Source organism: Brevibacterium sp. 50QC2O2, assembly GCF_024580675.1.
GTDB lineage: Bacteria > Actinomycetota > Actinomycetes > Actinomycetales > Brevibacteriaceae > Brevibacterium > Brevibacterium moorei.
This window is the reverse complement of sequence record NZ_JANIJZ010000002.1, coordinates 18,784-38,591: the sequence shown is the minus strand read 5'-3', so window position 1 is coordinate 38,591 and position 19,808 is coordinate 18,784. Positions and strand designations below refer to the sequence as shown.

At 67.4% G+C, this 19,808-nt stretch carries 16 protein-coding genes and 1 tRNA gene; 4 read left to right on the top strand and 13 right to left on the bottom strand.

Annotated elements, in window-relative coordinates; translation table 11 throughout:
• The 5 genes from NQ038_RS01635 to mfd all read right to left on the bottom strand — a co-directional run bounded on the left by NQ038_RS01635 (position 1) and on the right by mfd (position 7,958).
• Positions 1 to 1,542, bottom strand: coding sequence for a DUF501 domain-containing protein (locus NQ038_RS01635; RefSeq protein WP_257061669.1), 1,542 nt, complete (start codon positions 1,540 to 1,542; stop codon positions 1 to 3).
• Positions 1,543 to 2,052, bottom strand: a complete 510-nt coding sequence (locus tag NQ038_RS01630) for a septum formation initiator family protein (RefSeq protein WP_257049773.1) — start codon at positions 2,050 to 2,052, stop codon at positions 1,543 to 1,545.
• Positions 2,053 to 2,171: 119 nt separating this feature from the next.
• Entirely contained in the window at positions 2,172 to 3,455 is a 1,284-nt protein-coding gene (gene eno, locus NQ038_RS01625; protein WP_257061668.1) for a phosphopyruvate hydratase, read from the bottom strand.
• Between the two features lie 76 nt (positions 3,456 to 3,531).
• Positions 3,532 to 4,401: a MazG nucleotide pyrophosphohydrolase domain-containing protein gene (locus tag NQ038_RS01620; protein WP_257061666.1), complete on the bottom strand. Its 870-nt coding sequence runs from the start codon at positions 4,399 to 4,401 to the stop codon at positions 3,532 to 3,534.
• Complete coding sequence (mfd, locus tag NQ038_RS01615; protein ID WP_257061665.1) at positions 4,398 to 7,958, bottom strand: transcription-repair coupling factor; 3,561 nt, start codon at positions 7,956 to 7,958, stop codon at positions 4,398 to 4,400. The genes NQ038_RS01620 and mfd overlap by 4 nt, the downstream gene beginning before the upstream one ends.
• 79 nt (positions 7,959 to 8,037) lie before the next feature.
• Here mfd and NQ038_RS01610 point away from each other — a divergent pair, with 79 nt between their 5' ends.
• On the top strand, positions 8,038 to 8,643 hold the full coding sequence (locus NQ038_RS01610) for a rhomboid family intramembrane serine protease (protein ID WP_257061663.1): 606 nt from the start codon (positions 8,038 to 8,040) through the stop codon (positions 8,641 to 8,643).
• A 122-nt stretch (positions 8,644 to 8,765) separates the two neighbouring features.
• On the top strand, positions 8,766 to 10,490 hold the full coding sequence (poxB, locus tag NQ038_RS01605) for a ubiquinone-dependent pyruvate dehydrogenase (protein WP_257061662.1): 1,725 nt from the start codon (positions 8,766 to 8,768) through the stop codon (positions 10,488 to 10,490).
• 92 nt (positions 10,491 to 10,582) lie between these two features.
• Here poxB and pth read toward each other — a convergent pair whose 3' ends face one another.
• The 5 genes from pth to NQ038_RS01580 form a co-directional block, all read right to left on the bottom strand.
• Entirely contained in the window at positions 10,583 to 11,173 is a 591-nt protein-coding gene (gene pth, locus NQ038_RS01600) for an aminoacyl-tRNA hydrolase (RefSeq protein WP_257061660.1), read from the bottom strand.
• Positions 11,174 to 11,272: 99 nt separating this feature from the next.
• Positions 11,273 to 11,893 (bottom strand): 50S ribosomal protein L25/general stress protein Ctc, encoded by a 621-nt coding sequence (locus tag NQ038_RS01595; protein ID WP_257049842.1) that lies wholly within the window; start codon positions 11,891 to 11,893, stop codon positions 11,273 to 11,275.
• 147 nt (positions 11,894 to 12,040) lie between these two features.
• The gene (locus NQ038_RS01590) at positions 12,041 to 13,012 is read right to left on the bottom strand and encodes a ribose-phosphate diphosphokinase (RefSeq protein WP_257049843.1); all 972 of its coding nucleotides are present in this window, start codon (positions 13,010 to 13,012) and stop codon (positions 12,041 to 12,043) included.
• Between the two features lie 30 nt (positions 13,013 to 13,042).
• Positions 13,043 to 14,497: a bifunctional UDP-N-acetylglucosamine diphosphorylase/glucosamine-1-phosphate N-acetyltransferase GlmU gene (gene glmU, locus NQ038_RS01585; RefSeq protein ID WP_257061659.1), complete on the bottom strand. Its 1,455-nt coding sequence runs from the start codon at positions 14,495 to 14,497 to the stop codon at positions 13,043 to 13,045.
• Between the two features lie 30 nt (positions 14,498 to 14,527).
• A tRNA-Gln gene (locus NQ038_RS01580) sits at positions 14,528 to 14,599 on the bottom strand.
• A gap of 112 nt (positions 14,600 to 14,711) precedes the next feature.
• On the opposite strand from NQ038_RS01580, the gene NQ038_RS01575 reads away from it, so the two are divergent.
• Complete coding sequence (locus NQ038_RS01575) at positions 14,712 to 15,095, top strand: hypothetical protein (protein WP_257049845.1); 384 nt, start codon at positions 14,712 to 14,714, stop codon at positions 15,093 to 15,095.
• A gap of 80 nt (positions 15,096 to 15,175) precedes the next feature.
• Positions 15,176 to 17,548, top strand: a complete 2,373-nt coding sequence (gene pcrA, locus NQ038_RS01570; RefSeq protein ID WP_257061658.1) for a DNA helicase PcrA — start codon at positions 15,176 to 15,178, stop codon at positions 17,546 to 17,548.
• A gap of 84 nt (positions 17,549 to 17,632) precedes the next feature.
• On the opposite strand, the gene NQ038_RS01565 is transcribed toward pcrA, so the two are convergent.
• The 3 genes from NQ038_RS01565 to purH form a co-directional block, all read right to left on the bottom strand.
• Positions 17,633 to 17,815, bottom strand: coding sequence for an antitoxin (locus NQ038_RS01565; RefSeq protein WP_257049847.1), 183 nt, complete (start codon positions 17,813 to 17,815; stop codon positions 17,633 to 17,635).
• Positions 17,816 to 17,891: 76 nt separating this feature from the next.
• On the bottom strand, positions 17,892 to 18,137 hold the full coding sequence (locus NQ038_RS01560; RefSeq protein WP_257049848.1) for a hypothetical protein: 246 nt from the start codon (positions 18,135 to 18,137) through the stop codon (positions 17,892 to 17,894).
• A 109-nt stretch (positions 18,138 to 18,246) separates the two neighbouring features.
• On the bottom strand, positions 18,247 to 19,797 hold the full coding sequence (gene purH, locus NQ038_RS01555; RefSeq protein WP_257059542.1) for a bifunctional phosphoribosylaminoimidazolecarboxamide formyltransferase/IMP cyclohydrolase: 1,551 nt from the start codon (positions 19,795 to 19,797) through the stop codon (positions 18,247 to 18,249).
• Between the last annotated feature and the right edge of the window lie 11 nt (positions 19,798 to 19,808).

Genomic DNA, 19,808 nt, shown 5'->3' with positions numbered 1-19,808 from the left:
TCAGTCCTGTCCCAGCCGCAGGGCCGTGCCGTCGAGGATATCGGCCTCGCTGGCCATGACGACCGGCGCACTGCCGGTAGCGGCCAGTACCTGGGCACTGATCCGCTGGAGCAGGCGGGAGAAGATCAGGGCTCCGGCCCCGATCACGTCGACCCGGCCGGGGTGCATGAAGCCCAGTCCGGCACGCTGCGCCCGCGGCATGGCCGTGAGTTCGGCGCAGGTGGCCACGGTGTCGTCCAGGTCCAAGCGGGCACCGTGGATGGCGGCACGATCGTAGGCCTCTAACCCGAGGACTGCGGCTGCCACCGTCGTCACGGTGCCGGCGACGCCGACAATCGTGCGGGTACCCGAGACGTCGACGGTTTCCAGGGCCCGGTCGTACCAGGCGTCCACCGCGGCCTGCGCGGCCTCCACCTCTGCAGCGCTCGGCGGGTCCGAGCGCAGGAGGCGTTCGGTCAAACGCACGCAGCCGATGTCCATGCTGAAGGCCGCGTCCACCTCCCGGGTGCCCGTGACCAGTTCGGTCGACCCCCCGCCCAGGTCCATCACCAGATAGGGAGCCGCCGGGGCGTCCTGGCCGGTGCCCAGGGTCGCGGTGGCACCCAGGAACGACAGTCCCGCCTCCTCCACGCCGGTGATGACCTCGGGATCGACTCCCAGGCGCTCCCGGACGCCGGCGAAGAACTCCTCACGATTGGCCGCATCCCGGCTGGCCGAAGTGGCAACGAAGCGGACGCGCTGCGCCCCGTGGTCGGCGATCAGCCGCGCGTACTCCTCACAGGCCGCGAAGGTCCGCTCGAGCGCCTCGGGGGCGAATGCGCCGGTGCGGTCGACACCCTGGCCCAGGCGCACGATTCGCATCTCACGGACCACATCGCTCAGCCGGCCGGCGGCGATGTCGGCGATGAGCAGGCGGATCGAGTTCGTGCCGCAGTCGATCGCGGCCACCCGCACGGCACTACTCGCCGCCTCGGCCCGTGCATCATCATCCGATGCGGGGGCCGCCACTGTTGGGTCCGGTACCGCTGCTCCCGTCGCCGAGGCCTGGGCCGGCGCCGGTACTCCGGTCATGAGCGAGATCGCGCGGTCGCCGATCGGGTTGACCCCGGCGCCCGCCGCCAGGGCGTGGCCGACCAGGGCGTGCAGGCATTTGACCCGCACCGGCATGCCGCCGGCGGAGAAGTCCTTGATCTCCGGCACGTCATCGGTCCCGGCCAGGCGGCCCAGTGCCGCTCGGCGGTCCAGATAGTCCCGGTGGGCGTTGGCGTAGGCGGCCGCCAGGTCCGCGTCCTCGCCCAGTTCCCGCGTCCATTCGGCCATGGTGCCGGCGGCCTCCAGGCGCGAGGCCTCGGCGACGTATGCGGGATGGCTCAGATAGAAGGAGGTGGGAAACGGCGTGCCATCCGGCAGACGGGGCGCGGTGGCCACGACCAGCGGGGTGCCATCGAGGGCCCTCGCTGCGATGCCGACGACCCCGCGGGGGATGCGCCCCAACTGTTCGTGGACGACGTCGAGGTCTGCCTGCGTGGCCGGTGTGATCATCTACTGCTCCTGCGTGGCGGTTCCGACGGCCTTGAGGGAGTCGAGGAGTTCGACGTACCACGGCCGGCCGCTATCGCCCTTGTTTGCCTGTCTGTCTGCCTGGGCGATCGTCTGTTCGCCCGTTGATGTGCCGTCCTCGTCGATGACGATGTAAACGGTCTCACCCTTCTTCACGTACTGCTGTTCCTGACGGGCCAGGCCGGCCAGGTAAACAGGATCCTTCAGTTTAGCCTGTTTGCCCTGCAGATCCGTGATCTCCGATTCGAGCGCGGAGTTCTGGCTCTCCAGCGATCCGATCCGCTGCCACTGTCTGATCCCGGAATTCACCGTCGGCACGAACATCACCAGCACCAGCGCCAGCGCGGCGATGATCATCAGCCGCCGCAGGCTGATGCGCCGCCGATCGTCTCGCGAGGTGGCCCGGCCGCCGGCGCGCACACCGGGCAACCGGGACCTGCGTCTGCGCGTGGCCGCGGAGTTTCTAGGACCGCGCTTTCTGCTCGCCGCCATGGCCACCTCGGATCTCGTGCATAGGGGAAGGGAAGGCACGACCCTTCAAGTCTGCCTTCCCCTCCCCTACCAGTGGCGGATTTCCACCGGTGTGTCAGCCGTACAGCGCGACGCCGTTGTCAGTCCTGCGCAAAGCGCGGGAATGCCCCGCGGCCGGCGTAGCGGGCGGCGTCGCCGAGCAGTTCCTCGATGACCAGCAGCCGGTTGTACTTGGCCACACGCTCCGAGCGGGCCGGCGCACCGGTCTTGATCTGGCCGGCGTTGGTCGCCACTGCCAGGTCCGCGATCGTCGTGTCCTCGGTCTCGCCCGAGCGGTGCGAGATCATGCAGCGGTAGCCATTGCGCTGGGCCAGTTCCACTGCGTCCAGCGATTCGGTCAGCGTGCCGATCTGGTTGACCTTGACCAGCAGGGCATTCGCCGCACCCTCATCGATCCCGCGCTGCAGACGCTCCGGATTCGTCACGAACAGATCGTCGCCGACGATCTGCACGCGGGACCCGATCCTCTCGGTCAGATGGGCCCAGCCGGCCCAGTCGTTCTCGTCCAGCGGGTCCTCGATGGACACCAGCGGGTAGGTCTCCAGCAGCGACTCATAGTAGGCGGCCATCTCCTCGGCGGACTTCTGCTCGCCTTCGAAGGTGTAGGAGCCATCGGAGTAGAACTCGCTCGAGGCCACATCCAGGGCCAGGGCGATGTCCTGACCCGGGGTCAGGCCGGCCTCACGGATCGCATCGATGATGAGGTCCAGGGCCGCGGCATTGGATTCGAGGTTCGGCGCGAAGCCGCCCTCATCGCCCAGCCCTGTCGAAAGACCGCGGGCCTTGAGCACGGACTTCAGCGCGTGGTAGACCTCGGCGCCCCACTGCAGGGCCTGGCGGAAGTTCGCCGCGCCGATCGGGGCAATCATGAACTCCTGGATGTCGACATTCGAGTCCGCGTGCGAACCGCCGTTGAGGATGTTCATCATCGGCACCGGCAGCACGTGGGCATTGGGCCCGCCCAGGTAGCGGAACAGCGGCAGGTCCACGGAGGCGGCCTGGGCACGGGCCACCGCCAGGGACACGCCCAGGATCGCGTTGGCGCCCAGGCGCTTCTTGTTCTCCGTGCCGTCCAGATCGATCATGGTCTGGTCGAGGATCCGCTGCTCATCGGCTTCGAGTCCGGCAATCGCATCGTTGAGCTCGTCGAGCACGGAGACCACGGCGTTCTGCACGCCCTTGCCGTTATAGCGCTGTGCATCGCCGTCGCGCAGCTCGAAGGCCTCCCATTCGCCGGTCGAGGCGCCGGAGGGGACACCGGCCGAACCGATCGCGCCGTCTTCCAGCAGGACCTCGACCTCAACGGTCGGGTTGCCACGGGAATCGAGGATCTCGCGTGCATTGGCCGCAATAATCTCTGCCATGAATGCTCCAAAGTGTGTGAGGATACTTCCCGTCCGCTACCAGGAGTGGCACGCACGGGCACGTGCACCACCAACTCTAGTGCACGCCGGCCCCGTTCCCGCCCGCTCCCTCGCCCACCGGGCCCGCCCCGGCGACGCTGGCGGCCTCGACGCGTGCGGTGTGGGCGCGCAGCGCGGCCTCTGCATCTACTCCTGCTGCTCCTGCGCGACGCACCAGGGCGAAGAGCTCGGCGCCGAAGTCCTCCGGCGTATCCCCCGTGCCCGGTGGCGGCGCTACCGCGGATGCCGCCGGTGCACCGGTGGGTGACGTTCCCGGATCGACTGCCGGCACGGACAGCCGCTGGCAGCGGTCGAGCACGGCCTGCGCCCGGGTCAGCGCCGGCAGGCTGACCGGGACCGAGGCGAAGGAGTCCGCGAGCGCAGTACCCCGGCCGCCCGCCTCGGCTCCGGTATCCGCGGTGCCGCCCGTGGCCGCAGCGCGTTCGGCCCGCTCCTGTGCCTTGATCGCCTCGTACCGGCGTTCGACCTCGGCCAATTCGACGGGCCCATCGGAGTCGAAGACGTGCGGATGACGGCGGATCAGCTTGCCCTTGAGCCGCCCGGCCACCCGGTGCAGGGTCTCCCCCTGCGCCAGCCCGCGGGACTCGTCGAGCAGGGCTGCGTGGAAGATCACCTGATAGAGCACGTCGCCCAGTTCGCCCTCGATCTCCTCTGCGTCTCCGCCATCGAGGGCCGCCAGGAGTTCATAGGCCTCCTCCAACAGGTAGCGCTGCAGGCTGGCGTGGGTGTGCGCCGCGGCCCACGGGCAGCGGGCCCGCAGGTAGGCCATCACGCCGGCCAGGTCCAGAGCCCCCGTATCCGGGCGCTCCCAGCGGACTTCACCGGCGGGTTCCGCTCCGGGCGCCGTCGGTTCCTCGCCGGGGGTCCCCGTCTGCGGCCCCCTCACGAGGCCGCTTCCGCGGCCTCGACCGGCAGAATCGCGTCGAGGAACGACATGCACCAGGTGATGAGCGGCCCGTCGACCAGGTCCGACTTGTCGAAGCCACTGCCGGCCTGCGGTTTGGGCACCAACACCGAGCGGATCGCCGGCTTGATCAGCGTCTTGGGGTAGAGCCGTTTGAGGCGCACCAACTGACTGTCGAGCAGCTCGACCGGCCCGAAGCGGATGAAATTGCCCTGTGCCACGATCTCGTTGACGCCCGAGGCCCTGGCGCGGATGCGCAGTCGGGCGATATCGGCCAGCACCGCCACGGCCTCGGGATAGGGCCCATAACGGTCGGTGAGTTCGGCCAGCACGTCCTGGATGTCGGCCTCGCTGGTGGCCCCGGCCAGTTTCCGGTAGGCCTCCAGGCGCAGGCGTTCGTGGTCGACGTAATCTTGCGGCAGGTGTGCGTCGATGGGGAGTTCGACCCGCATCTCCGGGGCCTCCTCGACCGTTTCGTCCTTGAGGTTGGCGACCGCCTCGCCCACCATGCGCACGTACAGGTCGAAGCCCACGCCCTCGATCTGGCCCGACTGCTGGCCGCCCAGCAGGTTGCCGGCCCCGCGGATCTCGAGATCCTTCATCGCGATCTGCATGCCCGCGCCCAGCTCGGTGTGGGCGGCCAGGGTGGCCAGCCGGTCGTGGGCGGTCTCGCTCAGCTGCAGGTCGTTCGGATAGAGGAAGTAGGCGTAGGCGCGTTCGCGCCCGCGACCCACCCGCCCGCGCAACTGGTGCAGCTGGCTCAGACCCAGGCGATCGGCGTGGTCGATGATGAGGGTATTGGCATTGGAGATGTCCATACCGGTCTCCACGATCGTCGTACACACCAACACGTCGTAGCGCTTCTCCCAGAAGTCCACCATCACCTGTTCGAGGCGGGACTCGCTCATCTTCCCGTGTGCCACGGCGATTCGCGCCTCCGGCACGAGTTCGGCCAGGTGCCCGGCGACCCGTTCGATGTCCTGGACCCGGTTGTGGATGAAGAACACCTGGCCCTCGCGCAGCATCTCCCTGCGGATCGCGGCGCGCACCTGTTTGTCCTCGTAGCGGCCCACATAGGTCAGCACCGGGTGGCGCTCCTCCGGGGGCGTGGCCAGTGTGGACATCTCCCTGATCCCGGTGACCGCCATCTCCAGGGTGCGCGGGATCGGGGTGGCGGACATGGACAGCACATCGACGTCCAGCCGCATCGCCTTGAGCGTCTCCTTGTGTTCCACGCCGAAACGCTGTTCCTCGTCGACGATGACCAGCCCCAGGTCCTTGAACTTCATCTCCCCGGAGAGCAGCCGGTGGGTGCCGATCACGACGTCCAGCCTGCCGGCGGCCAAGTCCTCCTTGACCTGTTTGGACTCGGCCGTGCTCTGGAAGCGCGACAGACGCCCCACCGTCACGGGGAAGCCCGCATAGCGCTCGGAGAAGGTGTCGTAGTGTTGCTGGACCAACAGGGTGGTCGGCACCAGCACCGCCACCTGTTTGCCGTCCTGCACTGCCTTGAACGCGGCACGGATCGCAACCTCGGTCTTGCCGTAGCCCACATCGCCGCAGACCAGCCGGTCCATCGGCACCTGCGATTCCATATCGGCCTTGACCTCGTCGATGGTCGTCAACTGGTCCGGGGTCTCGTTGTAGGCGAAGGCGTCCTCGAGCTCGTGCTGCCACGGGGTGTCGGGGGCGAAGGCGTGGCCCTTGGTGGCCCGGCGCACCGAATACAGACGCACCAACTCGCCGGCGATCTCCCTGACCGCCTTGCGCGCCCTGGACTTCGTCTTCGACCAGTCGGAGCCGCCCATCTTGTTCAGGGTCGGGGCGTCGCCGCCGACGTACTTGGTGACCTGGTCGAGCGCATCGGAGGGCACATAGAGCCGGTCACCTGGCTGTCCGCGCTTGCTCGGCGCGTACTCGATGACCAGGTATTCGCGGGTGTGCTGCTGCTTGCCGCGCCCGGCCGTGCGCTTGACCATTTCGACGAACCGGCCGACCCCGTGCTGTTCGTGCACGACGTAGTCACCGGGTTTGAGGTCCAGTGGGTCGACCTGATTGCGCTTGCGCCGCGCAGGCAACCGCCGCATATCCCGGGTGGACACGGCAGCGGCCCGGCCCAATACCTCGGCCTCGGTGAGCACCGCAAGGCCCGCGGCGTCGAAGACGAAACCGGCGAAGGGAGCCGCCGTGGTCACCGTCACCGTGCCCGGCGTACCAGGTTCGGGCAGATCCGTCACCAGGGTGGCGGGCAGATCCGCTTCGTTGAACACCTCGACCAGGCGCTCGCCGGGGCCCCGACCCTCCGTGAGCACGTAGACGTTCCAGCCGTCGTGCACGTGCGTCCGGACATCGGCCAGCACCGCTTCGACATCGCCGGCGTAGCCGCGGGGTTCGCGTGCGCCGATCTGGACAACGGTGTCGTCGGCCCCCAGCAGTTCCAGATCCTTGGCGAATCCGCCCATGTTCCACCACGGCAGGCCCAGCACCCCGGCGGCCTCATGGGTCTCGGCCAGGGTCCTGAAACTCGCCGCGGACAGGTCGACGGGGGCCTGCCCGCCCGCTGCCGAGGCCGACCAGGCGGCGGCCAGGAACTCCTCGGTGGTGGCCACCAGGTCCGCGGCGCGCGCGGAAACCTTCTCCGGATCGGTCACGACCACTCTGGTGTCGCCCGCCATGCGGGCCAGCAGCGGCTCCATCCCATCGGCCAGGACCGGGGCCAGGGACTCCATGCCCTCCACCGCGATCCCATCTGCGACCTTCTCCAGCAGATCTGCGGCCGCCGGGATCCGGGGAATCAGGCTGCGGGCCCGGTCGCGCACGGCCTGGGTCAACAGCACCTCCCTGCACGGCGGGGCCCACAGGGTATAGACCGCGCCCTCGGCCACCGGCAGCGAACGCTGATCGGCCACGGAGAACGGCCGGATCTCGTCGACCTCATCGCCGAAGAACTCCACGCGCAGGGCCTGGTCGTCCGTTGGCGGGAAGATATCGAGGATGCCACCGCGCACCGCGTATTCGCCGCGGCGCGAGACCATGTCGACGCGCGAATAGGCCAGACCGGACAGGCGCTCGGCCAGATCGGCCAGGTCAGCGGTGTCGCCGGCGGCCAGTTCGACGGGCGCAAGTTCGCCGAGTCCCTGTACCAGTGGTTGGACGACCGCGCGGATCGGGGCGACGGTGATGCGGATCGCCCCGCCATCGTCCGGATGGGCCAGGCGCCGGAGCACGGACAGGCGTCGGCCGACGGTATCCGAGCGCGGGGACAGCCGCTCATGGGGCAGGGTCTCCCAGCTGGGGAAGAACGCGATCTCCTCCGGCGGGTACATCCCCCGCAGGGCCGCGGCCAGTTCCTCGGCCTCGCGCCCGGTGGCGGTCACCGCCAGGACCGGATGGGCGCGCCCGGCTGCCGCGATCAGATATGGCCACAGGCCCTTGACCGCGTCGATCTCACCGCCTTGCGGATCGGAGTCGAGCGCGTGGGTTGCGGCCGCTACGTCAGGAAGGGCCGACAGGGCAGAGGAGATACCGCGAAGAGACACCCCCCGAGTCTACAAGGTGGACCCGTGCCCGGCAGCCGACGTCCAGGCCCGGTTCAGCCCGGTCGGGGAGAATGCGGGCATGCGATCCTACGGTCTGTGTTTCCTCTCCCCCGTGCTACTGCTGGTGCTCATGTGGGTCATTCGCGGCCTCGAATGGTTCGTGCCAGGCGGCCTCACGCACCTGGGGCTGACCTCCTGGCGCCCCGCCTCCCTGGCGGGCGTTGTGGCCTCGCCTCTCCTGCACGCCGACTGGCCCCATCTGCTGGCCAACTCCGCGCCCTTCCTGATCCTGGGCTGCTTGGTCACCACGGCTGGCGTCGCCCGGTTCTGGATCGTCACGGCAGTGGGCGCGCTGGCCTCGGGACTCGCGGCCTTCATCCTCAACCCACCAGGGGTCACCACCGTCGGGGCATCCGGGCTGATCTTCGCGTACTTCGCCTATCTGCTCCTGGCCGGCTTCTACGCCCCCGACTGGCCACGCCGCATCGGCTTGTGGGCGGTGGCCCTGCTGGTCTTCGGAGCCTATGGGGCCTCGCTGTTCGCCGGCCTGGTCCCCGGCACCGCCGGAGTGTCCTGGCAGGGACATCTGGGCGGGGCATGCGGGGGTCTGGTCTGCGCCCGACTGCCGGCAGGGAGCAGGGCAGCCGGCCGGCGGACGCCACCACAGTCCGGGCTGGAGATGTGACCGTTCACATCACAGCGATCGATTCCCCGGATTCGGACCACAAAGGGCCGGAGACGGCGTAACGTTGACCCTGACCGTCCGGGCTCGAACGGGCCCGCCATCCGAACGAGGAGATCAGCACAGTGGCGACAATTGCCTCCGATATCGTGGACCACCTCCGCGCATCCGGTATCACCCGTGTCTACGGCATTCCCGGTGACTCCCTCAACGGCTTCACCGATTCCCTGCGCACCGACGACGCCATCTCCTGGGTCCACGTCCGGCACGAGGAGGCCGCCGCCTTCGCCGCGGCCGCCGATGCCGAACTGACCGGGAATCTGGGCGTATGCGCGGGTTCCTGCGGCCCTGGAAACCTGCACTTCATCAACGGCCTGTTCGATGCACAGCGTTCGCGGGTGCCCGTGCTGGCCATCGCCGCCCACATTCCCTCGGAGGAGATCGGCAGCGAGTACTTCCAGGCAACGCACCCCACCGAGCTGTTCCGGGAGTGCTCGGTCTTCGCCGAAGAGGTCTCGAACCCGGCGCAGATGCCCCGGCTGTTGCGCATTGCGATGCGCGAGGCGATCGAGCGCCGCGGCGTTGCCGTGCTCGTCATCCCCGGTGACGTCGCGCTCAAGCCATCGGCGGGCAAACCAGTCGTACCGGTTCTGCCCACGGCCTCACAGACCGTCCCGGCCGCCGCTGAGCTGCAGACCGCGGCTCGGGCACTGAACGAGGGCCGCAAGATCACCATCCTGGCCGGTGCGGGCGCCCAGGGCGCCCACGACGAACTCGTGGAGCTGGCGGGCCTGCTCCAGGCCCCCATCGTCCATGCACTGCGCGGCAAGGAGTTCGTCGAATACGACAACCCATACGACGTCGGCATGACCGGCCTGCTGGGCTTCAGCTCCGGCTACCACGCGATGCAGGCCTGCGACACGCTGTTGATGCTGGGCACGGACTTCCCGTACCAGCAGTTCTACCCCGAGCACGCCACCATCGTGCAGGTGGACATCCGCGGGGAGAACCTGGGCAGGCGTACCCCTGTCGACGTCCCGCTGCGCGGCGGAGTCAAGGAGACCTGCGCGGCGCTGACCGACCTGGTGCGCCAGAAGAAGGACTCCAAGCACCTGGACGCCATGCGCAAGCACTACGGCAAGACCCGTGGCAAGCTGGACGATCTGGCCACCCCCACCAGGGACTCCCGGCCCATCCACCCGCAGTACCTGACCCGCCTGATCGATGAGATGGCCGATGACGACGCCGTGTTCATCCCCGATGTGGGTTCACCCGTGGTCTGGGCCGCCCGCTATCTGACGATGAACGGCAAGCGCAGGCTGATCGGTTCATTCAACCACGGTTCCATGGCCAATGGCCTGGTCCACGCGATCGGTGCACAGGCGGCGTTCCCGAAGCGCCAGATCATCTCCATGTCCGGCGATGGTGGACTGGCCATGATGATGGGCGAGCTCATCACCCTGGTGCAGAACAAGCTGCCCGTCAAGACCGTCGTCTACAACAACTCCTCGCTGAACTTCGTGGAGTTGGAGATGAAGGCGGCCGGCTTCGTCACCTTCGGCACCGATCTGGCCAACCCCGATTTCTCCAAGGTGGCCGAGGCCACCGGCATCAAGGGCTTCCGTGTCGAGAAGTCCTCGCAGCTGCCCGAGGTGGTGCGCGAGTTCCTGGCCTACGACGGTCCCGCTGTGCTCGACGTCATCACCGAGCGCCAGGAGATGTCGATGCCCCCGGCCGTAACCGCCGAGCAGGCCAAGGGCTTCGCGCTCTATGCCATCCGCACCGTGATGAGCGGCAAGGGCGATGAACTCGTCGACCTCGCCAGGACGAATCTGCGTCAGATCGTCTGAGACCACGGCGGCACTCCACCGACGAGCGGACGGGGCCCGGGAAACCAGTTGGTTTCCCGGGCCCCGTCCGCTCGGGCCACCGCGCCCTACGGTCAGCGCGAGTGGAACCTCTGCTGGGCCGCTTGCAGCCCATCGGAGACGAGCGCCTCGACCGCGTCGGCCAGCTCCCCGACGAAGATCGGCAGGGTGGTCCGCTCCGCTGCGCTGAAACGCTGCAGCACGTAATCTGCGGTGTCCATCCGGCCCGGCGGCCGGCCCACCCCGGCGCGCACACGCAGATAGTCCTTGGTGCCCAAATGGCTGCTGATCGAGCGCAAACCGTTGTGTCCGCCCTCTCCCCCGCCCAGCTTCAACCGGATCGACTCATAGGGCAGGTCCACATCGTCATGGATCGCCACGACGTGATCGGCCGGCACCGAATTGAAGCGGGCCAGTTGCCCTACCGGGATGCCGGAGTCGTTCATATAGGTCGATGATTTGACCAGGATCGACCTGGGTCCCGGGCCACCGGCCGGCAGTGGCAGCCGGGTCGTGGCCGCCTGCGCCCTGGCCTTGGTCGATCCCAGGCGGGAGCCGGTGCGCTCGAGCAGCTCGTCGATCACCAACTGCCCGATGTTGTGCCGCGTCCCGGCGTAGCGCGCCCCTGGATTGCCCAGCCCGATGATCAGCCAGGTATCGCTCATTGCGTCTCTCCTCGATAACACGACGGCGGCCGCACACCGCACCCTCAGGTGCGGTGTGCGGCCGCCGTGGACATCACCGGTTGTTCACCGGTGTCCGGGTCACTCCGCTGCGGGTGTCTCTTCCTCTGCAGCTTCGTCGTCCGCGGGGGTTTCGCCCAGTTCGGCCTCGAGCTGGGCCTCGCTGATCTCGGCGGAGACGTTGACGACCAGCAGTTCGGGATCGGCCACCAGCTCGACGCCGGCGGGCAGCGCGATGTCCTTGGCGAACACATGCTCACCGACTCCGCGGCCGGTGATGTCGACCGAAATCGACTCGGGCAGGGCGGTCGCGTCTGCCAGCACCGCCAGGGTCAGTTCCTCGTGCTGGACCAGGGTGCTCGGTGCGGCCTCGCCGACCAGGGTCAGCGGAACGTCGACCTCGACCTTTTCGCCGCGGCGCACGATGACGAAGTCGATGTGCTCGAGTTCGCGGCTCACCGGGTGCTTCTGGACCTCGCGGGCGATGGCCAGGGTGTTCTCGCCCCCGGCGATCTCCAGCTCGAACAGCGCATTCGCGTGGCGCAGGGCCAGGCGGGTGGTGTGCGCATCCACCGAGATGTGGACGGGATCGGTGCCGTGACCGTAGACGACGGCGGGCACGCGACCGGCGCGGCGCAGGGTGCGGGCAGCGCCCTTGCCGAAGCCCTCGCGCAGTTCGGCGCTCAGATTGATATCAGCCATGTTTCACTCCTTTGATCGGTTCGATTCCTCGGGCGTCGGGGCTCGAACACAGGACCGGGCGTGAACCGCAGGAGCGTGTCGAAGAACCGCGTCGATAACGGAGAGCCCAACCGGGCCTCCCTCGCCGAGGCAAACGACAATATGTTATCAGATATTGAACAGGCTCGTCACCGAGCCGTCCTCGAACACCTCGTGCACGGCGCGGGCCAGCAGCGGGGCGATCGACAGCACGGTCAGCTTGTCGAACTTCTTCTCGTCTTCCAAGGGCAGCGTGTTGGTCACGATGACCTCTTGAGCCACGGAGTTCTCCAGGCGCTCCACAGCGGGTCCGGAGAAGACCGCGTGCGTGGAGACGATGACAACGCCCGTGGCTCCGGCATTCATGCAGGCCTCTGCGGCCTGTACGATCGTGCCGCCGGTGTCGATCATGTCGTCGACCAGCACGCAGGTGCGGCCCTCGACATCGCCGACGACCCGGTTGGCCTTCGTCTGGTTCGGCCGCGTGATGTCACGCGTCTTGTGGATGAAGGCCAGCGGGGCACCGCCCAGCTTCGCAGACCAGTTCTCGGCGACCTTGATGCGCCCGGCGTCCGGGGATACCACGGCCAGATCGCCGGTGTACTTCTGCTTGACGTAATCGGCCAGGATCGGCATTGCCACCAGGTGGTCGACCGGACCGTCGAAGAAGCCCTGGATCTGCGCAGTGTGCAAATCCACGGTGATCACCCGGTCGGCGCCGGCGGTCTTGAACAGATCGGCCAGCAGGCGGGCCGAGATGGGCTCGCGGCCGCGGTGCTTCTTGTCCTGCCTGGCATAGGGGAAGAACGGCGCGATCACGGTGATCCGCTTGGCCGATGCGCGTTTGAGCGCGTCGATCATGATCAACTGTTCCATCACCCAGTCGTTGATCGGCGCACAGTGCGACTGCATGACGAATGCGTCCGCACCGCGCACCGATTCCCCGAACCGCACATAGATCTCGCCGTTGGCGAAGTTGTACAGATCCGTCGGCAACAGTTCCGTCCCGAGGTTCTCGGCCACCTGCTCCGCAAGTTCGGTGTTAGCCCGTCCCGTGACCAGGACGAGGCGCTTCTCGCCCGCCGTCGTGATTGAGTTCACGTGTCTTCCCCTTCTACCCGTGTTCCCTGTTTAGTCTTCTTCTGACTTCTTCTTCGCGGCAGCAGCCGCCTCCGCCGCGGGGGTTCCCGGGCGATGCTCGATGACCCAGTCTTCGACGATCTTCTGCGGGCCATAGGTCAGGGCCAGCGCGCCGGCGGGAACGTCCTTGCGGATCACGGTCCCGGCACCGGAATAGGCTCCGTCGCCCACGTTCACCGGGGCCACGAACATCGTGTCCGAACCGGTGCGCACATGCGAGCCGACGGTGGTGTGGTGCTTGTTCACCCCGTCGTAGTTGACGAAGACCGAGGAGGCACCGATATTCGACTCCTCGCCGATCGTGGCATCCCCGACGTAGGTCAGGTGGGGTACCTTCGAGGCCCGGCCAATGTGGGCGTTCTTGGTCTCCACGAAGGTCCCGATCTTACCGTCGGCGCCCAGTTCGGTGCCGGGGCGCAGATAGGCGAAGGGGCCGACCTTGGCTCCCGCTCCGATCACCGACAGGCTCCCGTGGGTTCGGATCACACTGGCGCCGGCGCCCACCTCGACGTCGGTCAGGGTGGAGTCCGGGCCGATCTCGGCCCCTGTATCGACCCTCGTCGCCCCGTGCAGCTGCACGCCCGGCAGAATCGTGACGTCTGCGGCGAGTTCCACATCAGCATCGATCCAGGTGGTGGTGGGGTCGACCACCGTCACGCCCTCGCGCATCCAGTGCGTGAGGATCCGACGATTGAGCTCGGCACCCAGGCCCGCCAACTGCACCCGGTCGTTGGCACCCTCGACCTGCCAGACATCGTCGATCGGCAGAGCGGCCACCGGCGATCCGGCGTCACGGGCGATCTCGATGACATCGGTCAGGTACTTCTCCCGCTGATTGTTCTCTGTGGACACCTTGGCCAGCGAGGTGCGCAGCACCGCGGCATCGAAAGCGTAGATGCCCGAGTTGATCTCCGTGATCGCGCGGGTCGCCTCATCGGCGTCCTTCTGCTCCACGATGCGCTCGAGCGCGCCCGAGGCGTCGCGCACGATCCGGCCGTAGCCGGTCGGATCGCCCAGCTGGGCGCTGAGCACGGTGACGCCATTGCCACCGGCCTCGTGGAATCCCACCAGTTCGTCGAGGGTTTCCGAGGTCAACAGGGGCACATCGCCGTAGGTCACGACCACGGTGCCCGCCAGATCCACCGGCAGGACCCCGAGCGCACATTCAGCGGCGGCACCGGTGCCGGGGACCCGGCCCTGCTCGGCCAATTCGACGGTCAGGGGCAGTTCGTCTGCCAACTGCGCAATATGGCCTGCGACCAGTTCCCGCTCGTGTCGCAGCACCGCGACCAGGTGATCCGCCCCCGTGCCCGCCGCGGCGGCCAGCGCATGGTGGACCAGCGTGCGACCGCCGATCCGATGCAACACCTTGGGTGTGGCTGACTTCATGCGGGTTCCAGCTCCCGCGGCCAATACGATGACGGCTGCAGGCCGATGTTCGGTCATGCGCATTCCCTTCCGACCGATTGCACAACGCTCCGCCACCAGGATTCGAACCTGGACTGCACGGCTCCAAAGGCCGGCGTGCTGCCGTTACACCATGGCGGATTGTCAACTGTCACACCACCTGAACCACAGCCCATGCACACCGGCATGTGCAGCCGCTCACCCAGGCGGAGCTAAGCATACGGTTGATTATCTTTCCACTAAAATATGCCGTATGGCAATTCTGCAAAGCGTCCTCCTATTCCTCCACCTGCTCGGCATGGCCATCATCGTCGGCTCGTATTTCGCCAACATCAAGAACCCCAAGGTCATCCCCGGAATGCTGCACGGATCCTACCTGCAGCTGCTCACCGGCATCATCATGTTCGGCCTGCTGGAGGCACAGCACAGCGCGACCATGGGCATGCGCGGGGTGCTGGGCGTCAAGCTGGTGCTGGGCATTCTGGTCGCGGTCTTCGCCTTCCTGGGCAATAAGCGGCAGAAGGCCTATACGGGAGCCGCCGACGCCAAGCCGCAGCCCTCGGCCACCTTCGCCCATCTGTCCTTCGGCGCAGCCCTGCTCGCCGTGATCGCGGCTCTGGTCCTGCCCTACGCCTGACCGATTCTCCCCGACTCCCTCCTAGCGATAGGCGGCCCGCACCATGGTGTGTCATGGCCGCCTGTTAGTTTGCAGATGTGATGAGTTCTCCTTTCGATTTCCTCAACACCGCCCCGACCGCCGGCCGAAGGGCTCCCGCGCCCTCGGCGGCCGCGTCCGCACAGGCCGGCGGTGATCAACGAGCCGATACCGGCCGACGGTCCGACGACGACACGGCCGCCCACCTGCTCGAGGGCCTGAACCCCCAGCAGGCCCAGGCGGTCACACACACCGGCTCGGCGCTGCTCATCGTCGCAGGTGCCGGCTCCGGCAAGACCACCGTGCTGACCAGGCGGATCGCCTATGCCCTGGCCCGCGGCCGGGCCCACCCGGGACAGGTGCTGGCCATCACGTTCACGAACAAGGCGGCCAGGGAGATGCAGGAGCGCATCGCCTCCCTGGTGGGCCGGGCGGCCGGAGCCATGTGGATATCGACCTTCCACTCCGCCTGCGTGCGGATCCTGCGCCGCGAGGCCGCGACCCTGGGACGCAAGTCCAATTTCACGATCTACGATTCCGCAGACTCCCTGCGCCTGATCACCCAGGTGGTCAAGGAGGCCGACCTCGACTCCAAGAAGTTCACCCCCAAGTCCCTCCAGCACCGGATCTCCAACCTGAAGAACGATCTGGTCGACGTCGATGACTTCGCCGCCACGATGAAGTCCGATTCCCCCGCCGACCGGGTGCTGCTGGACGTCTACCGCCGCTACACCGATCGACTGCGCCTGGCCAACGCCTACGACTTCGACGACCTCATCATGGAGACCGTGGGCCTGCTGGAGGCATTCCCCGCCGTTGCCGCGAACTACCACGCCAGGTTCCGACATATCCTGGTCGACGAATATCAGGACACCAATCCGGCCCAGTACCGGCTGATCCGCGCACTGGCGGGGGCCGATGCGCAGGTGGACACCGCAGAACTGACGGTGGTCGGCGATGCCGACCAGTCCATCTACGCCTTCCGCGGCGCGACGGTGCGCAATATCGTGGAGTTCGAAAAGGACTTCCCCGACGCCACGACCATTCTGCTGGAGCAGAACTACCGGTCCACCCAGAACATCCTGAGTGCTGCCAACGCGGTCATCAGCAACAACGAGGGCCGCCGCGTCAAACGGCTGTGGACCGACCGGGGCGATGGCGAGCTCATCACCGGATGGGTCGCGCAGACGGAGGCCGACGAGGCGCAGTTCGTCGTCGATCGAATCGACCGGCTGCGCGACGAGGACGCCGGCTACACCTACGGCGACTTCGCGATCTTCTACCGCACGAATGCGCAGTCCCGCGCGCTCGAGGACGCGCTGATCCGTGCCGGCCTGCCCTACAAGGTCGTCGGCGGCACCAAATTCTACGAGCGCAAGGAGATCAAGGACGCCCTGGCATACGCCCGGGTGCTGGTCAATCCGGCAGACGATGTCAACCTGCGCAGGATCATCAACGTGCCCAAGCGGTCGATCGGCGATCGCACGGTGGCCTTCGTCGCGGCCTTCGCAGCCCGCGAGCGCATCAGCTTCTTCGACGCCCTGGAGCGCACGGACGAGATCCCCGGGCTGACCTCCCGCTCGCTCAAGCCGCTCGCGGCCTTCCGGACACTGCTGGCCGAACTGCGCACCACCACGGATGGGGCCGCGCCCTCGCGGGTGATCGAGGCGGTGTTGGAGCAGACCGGGTACCTCGATGAGTTGCGCTCCAGCCGGGATCCGCAGGACGAGGCCAGGGTGGACAACCTGGCCGAACTCGTCGCGGTGGCCGAGGACTTCCACACGCGCCAGCCCGACGCCGGCTTGGAGGAGTTCCTGGAATCGGTTTCGCTCTCCGCCGACGCCGACCAGATCCCCGACCAGGATCAGGGCGAGGTCACCCTGATGACCCTGCACACCGCCAAGGGCCTCGAATTCCCCGTGGTGTTCCTCACCGGGATGGAGGACGGGACCTTTCCGCACCAGCGTTCCATGGGTTCGAAACAGGAGATGGACGAGGAACGCCGGCTTGCCTATGTCGGTCTGACCCGCGCCAAACGCAGATTGTTCATTTCCCGGGCCGAGACCCGCTCCATGTGGGGACAGCCGCAGTATAATCCGCCCAGTCGCTTCCTCGTCGAGATCCCGCAGGATCTGATCGAATGGGAGTCCACCGGGTCCGGTGGTTCGGCCGGTTTCGGCTCCCCGGCGTTCGGTTCCGGCTCCGCGTCCCGGGCGAGTGGGTCGAAGGGCCTCGGCGGGTTCCCGAACCGGATCAGGCCCGGCCGTGAGGCGATCTCCGTGGTCCCCGGCGACAAACTGTCCCACGAGTCCTTCGGACTGGGCACCGTCGTCGAGGTCAAGGGCAGCGGTGATAAAACGGTCGCCCAGGTGGACTTCGGCTCGGCCGGTGTCAAGCGACTGCTGCTGCGCTATGCCCCGGTTGACAAGCTCTAAGGCGGAAAACCAGGCCAACGCCAACGGGCCCCTGTCCGGATCCAGTGGATCCGGACAGGGGCCCGTTCGGCAGTGGCGACTAGCTCACTGACCGCCCAGCTTGCCCTTGATGGTATCTGCTGCGCCGTCGATCTGCTCGTCGAACTTACCGCCGGTCTTGTCCTTGGCGAATTCCGCCGCGGAGTCGGTCGCGCCTGAGACCTTGTCCTTGACCTGGTCGTTGTCCAGCGCGTCCTTGGCCTTGTTGGCGAAGTCTTCGATTCCCATATGGTCCTCCTCGAGTCGGATCGGATGGTTCCACGGCCCGGCATCGGAACGCCGATGCCGAACACGTGCTCCCAGCCTAACCCCCCGGCACGACAGCGGCCAAGACGATCAGTCCGAAACCCGCCAAAAACCCCACCGTCGCATCATATGCCGGGGTGCGGTTCGACCAGGCGTGTTGGAACCCGGTGGGGCTTAGTCGCATGATCGCGATCGTGATCGGGCACAGTGCCAGAACGAAGGCGGCCAGCCTGAACTGTACGAACATCAGGGCGCACGAAACGACGATCCACACCAGGCACAGGCCCAGGAACCAGTCGCGCATCGTCGGGTTGGAGAACCTGCGCTTCCAGTAGATCCAGCGTTTCGAAATGGGACCACGCCCCTTTCCACGCCCCCGCTTGGGTGGCGTGGAAAGGGGCCGAGGGCCCGGCTCAGTGGAAGAAATGGCGCGTTCCCGTGAAGTACATCGTGATGCCGGCGGCGGCGGCCGCTGCAATCACCTCGTCGTCGCGGATCGAACCGCCGGGGGCCACAACGGCCTTGACGCCGCCGTCGATGAGCACCTGCAGGCCATCGGCGAAGGGGAAGAAGGCATCGGAGGCGGCGACGGAGCCCTTGGCCCGTTCGGCCCCTGCCCGGTCCACCGCGAGGTGCGCCGAATCGACCCGGTTGACCTGGCCCATGCCCACGCCCACCGAGGCTCCGCCGGAGGCCAGCAGGATCGCGTTGGACTTCACGGCCCGGCAGGCGCGCCAGGCGAATTCCAGGTCGGCCAGAGTCGCTGCGTCCGCGGCCTCCCCTGACACCAGCTGCCAGCCGGAGACCTGGTCGCCGGCGGCCTGGAAGTTATCGCGGTCCTGGACGAGCACACCCCCGGAGATCTGGCGGAACTCGCGCTTGATCGGCTGGTAGTCGCCCAGTTCCAGGATGCGCAGGTTCTTCTTCTTCGTCTGCAGCAGTTCGAGGGCATCCGGGGCGAATGACGGAGCGGCGATGACCTCGGTGAAGATCGGACGCACCGATTCCGCGAAGGCCATGTCGACCTCGACATTGGTGGCGATGACACCGCCGTATGCCGACAGCGAATCGCAGGCGTGGGCGAGCTTGTGCGCTGCGACGCCGGAGTCGGCCACCGCGATGCCACAGGGATTGGCGTGCTTGATGATGGCCACGGCCGGTCGGTCGAAGTCGTAGGCGGCGCGGACGGCTGCGTCGGTGTCCTGGTAGTTGTTGTAGGACATCTCCTTGCCGCCGTGCTGGGTGGCCGTGGCCAGGCCATGCGTGCCGTCGGTGTAGACGGCGGCATTCTGGTGCGAGTTCTCGCCATAGCGCAAATCGTGCAGTTTGACACCCGTGGTGCCGAAGAACTGCGGCAGGTCCGCGGGTTCGTCCAGCTGCGCGGCGAACCAGTTGGCGACTGCGACGTCGTAGGCCGCGGTGTGCTCGAAGGCCGCCTTCGCCAACTGCTTGCGAGTGGCGAGGTCGAAGCCCCCGGAGGCGGCCGCCGCGACGACCTCCTGATAGCGGGCGGGGTCGACGACCACTGCCACGGAGGGATGGTTCTTGGCAGCTGCCCTGACCATCGAGGGACCGCCGATGTCGATCTGCTCGACGCACTCGTCATACCCGGCGCCGGAGGCCACCGTCTGCTGGAACGGATACAGGTTGACGACGACCAGTTCAAAGGCCTCGACGCCCAGTTCCTCCAGCTGTGCCAGGTGTTCCGGCTTGCGGGTATCGGCCAGGATCCCGGCGTGGACGCGGGGGTGGAGGGTCTTGACGCGCCCCTCGAGGCATTCCGGGAACCCGGTCAGGTCCTCGACCTTGACCACTGGCACACCGGCGGCGGCGATTTTCGCCGCGGTCGAGCCGGTGGACACGATTTCGACGCCGGCGGAGGCCAGGCCACGGGCCAGGTCCTCCAATCCGGTCTTGTCATAGACGCTGATGAGTGCACGACGGATAGGGCGGACGCCTTCCACGTTGTCTCCTT